This window comes from Bradyrhizobium sp. 35, assembly GCF_023073215.1.
Classification (GTDB): Bacteria; Pseudomonadota; Alphaproteobacteria; order Rhizobiales; family Xanthobacteraceae; genus Bradyrhizobium; species Bradyrhizobium canariense_D.
This window is the reverse complement of sequence record NZ_JADPJC010000016.1, coordinates 1-2523: the sequence shown is the minus strand read 5'-3', so window position 1 is coordinate 2523 and position 2523 is coordinate 1. Positions and strand designations below refer to the sequence as shown.

The window sequence follows — 2523 nt, the reverse complement described above, 5'->3', positions numbered from 1 at the left end:
AGATTTGCCGGCATCCGATCACCCTCGTGCGACCTAAATGACGACACGCCACTCCGGCCTGATAGGCGGGAGTCGCTTGAACTCTCAGCGCCGGCGCCCAATGATATCTGCCGGGGATAGAAATTAACCTAGCAGGAATGAAACCGGTGGTGCGAGCTAAAATCGGCCGCTGTGGTCAGTTAAGCGCGAACGCATTGATCCAAGTTAAAGGTGTCGGCTTCAATTCCGCTATGGGTCGAAAAGCGGCGGTAGGCTGCAAGCTGGATCGGTGTCCGGTTTGCCCTCTGCCAGCCGACATGACATGCTCCAAGCGACTTTCGGGTATGGGCCCATGCACCGCGGCGGAGCCTTATTCGATCACTTGGTCGGCCCGTATCAGCAACGAGGTCGGCACGGTGAGACCCAGCGCTTTGGCCGTCTTTACGTTGATTATGAGGACGAACTTCGTTGGCCTTTGTACCGGGAGGTCCACAGGTTTGGCACCCCTGAGGATCTTGTCTACATAGTCGCCCGCATGACGGAATAGATCGGCGGTATCGGCCCCGTATACCGATAGTCCCCCATCGGCATAATGCCGAAACAAGTAGTTTGCTGGCAGGTGATACTTAGCCGCGAGCGCGATAATCCGCTGCGCCTGGGCATAAGTGAGCGCATCGCCGAAATCAATGATCGCATCGGCGTGTTGGGCGGCGGCCGAGGCAAAGGCAATGTCGAGTTCTTCTGGCTTGGTCGCCGGAACGAGAGGCAGAGCCACGCCGAGGTGCCGGGCTATGCGTGGGATCTCTTCCGCGAAGTACAGCCTTTGCAGTGGATTATCTGGATTGATCAAGACTGCGATTTTAGATGCGCCGGGAACAAGTTCTCGAAGAATTTCTAGACGTTTTGCGAAGAAGTCGTCGGGGACGTTGGTCGTCACGCCTGTCATGTTGCCACCTGGTCGCGACAGGCTTTGTATGAGGCCGAGGTGCACGGGATCAGCGACACCCACGAATACGATGGGAATCGTGCCGGTCGCGGATTTGAGCGCTATTGCTGCTTGCGGTCCTGGAGCGATCAGGATGTCGGGGCCGAGGGCCATCAGCTCGGCGACGGAGTCGGTCAGTCGATCTGCGGGTTGAGAAAACCGATACTCTATGGTGAGGTTTTTTCCCTGTATCCAACCTAGGCTTCGCAGCGCATCAATGAACGCAACCTCGGCTTGATTAAGGGCCTTGCCGCTTCCATCGCCTATGGCGAGAAAGCCGAGTCGACGACGCTTGCCCTGCCCCTGCGAAGAACGTGGCGAAATGAGCAGCGCCGCAGTTCCCGCAATGAACTCTCGTCGCTTCATTGCAATCCTCGCAGAAGCCTGAAGACAACGACCAAACAATGATACCACGTCTCAACGATCGGTGCGGATCCCTTTCTGACCTCGACCACAAACGTACTCACGTCGGCTTGGACCCGCGACGGCTTCTGTCATGACGCTGTTCGGCTCACATCCCCAGAGTGTTCAACTCTTGTTTGAGGTCAAGACCAACTATGAAGCCGGGCATTAGGTACCCAATTCGCCAAGTTGCCGCTGTTGTGGCCATCCTGCCAAGGGCCATGCAACGGCGGCACTTGCCAGATCGCAACGAAAACCTCATCACCTCATCAGCTTTGTCTCCGCCGCCGATGATCACGTCACTGCTCCATGCCAGGCGATATCACTGGCATCGTTTCAAGTACGTAGCTGTTGGCACCTGGTTGGCTCAGTTCGTGTTGGTGAACTTGTACGTTCCCTTCTTGTGACCAATGACCTGGCTGATGCCATCGAAGTTACTCTTGAGCGGGTCGATGGTGACGACGAGCGCAGCCTGCAGACCTTCAAATTTCCCCGTTCCACCAGTGATCTTGCAATTGTTGGGAGATCCCGGCATCCAGTCACACTGTTCGAACACTTGATCGCCGTCCTTGTCGATGTAAGTACAAAACCCGTGAATCTCCGCGGTCTTTGCGGACGAATCCGTAAGGCGGCTCAATTGACAGCGTCCACCCATGTTGTTGAGTACAGGGTTTCCAGCCTCGTTCGAGGCTGCCATGGCTTGGTTCACAAAAACAAACTCTCTGCCGTTGCCTATCGACATTGGCTTGGGTGCTGGAATAGGCGTGGCGGTGAATATGACCGAGACCGAGCCTTCCGGCGGCACGCCCTGTGCAATGGCGCTAAAACTGGTCAGAATGGCAACGACCGAAAACAATGCGATGAGTACACGATTAAAGGCCATCGTTCCCTCCCTTTGTGATGGCGCAGAGAACTAATGCGAGCGAGCAGGCTACGCCCCGAGGAACACTCCAGCAAGAGTTACAGATCTACAAACAGTAACACAGTGTCGCAGGCGGAGCTCAGCACGCGAGGGTGCGTCAGTAGAGCTGATCCACTTGACTGTTTGCGCGGGTGAGGCCGCCGCGAATGAGCATTTCCGCTTCGGCTCAGAAGCTGCCTCGAGGCAACTTCAGCTACGCGACCAGTTTACCAGCGACACCGGACATCACGGTGTC

General features: G+C 56.3%; 2 protein-coding genes. Both read right to left on the bottom strand.

The window, feature by feature from the left end:
* Positions 1-349: 349 nt before the first annotated feature.
* Positions 350-1330, bottom strand: coding sequence for an ABC transporter substrate-binding protein (locus tag IVB36_RS02320; RefSeq protein WP_247361346.1), 981 nt, complete (start codon positions 1328-1330; stop codon positions 350-352).
* A gap of 403 nt (positions 1331-1733) precedes the next feature.
* Positions 1734-2249: a hypothetical protein gene (locus tag IVB36_RS02315; protein WP_247390453.1), complete on the bottom strand. Its 516-nt coding sequence runs from the start codon at positions 2247-2249 to the stop codon at positions 1734-1736.
* Positions 2250-2523: the final 274 nt, after the last annotated feature.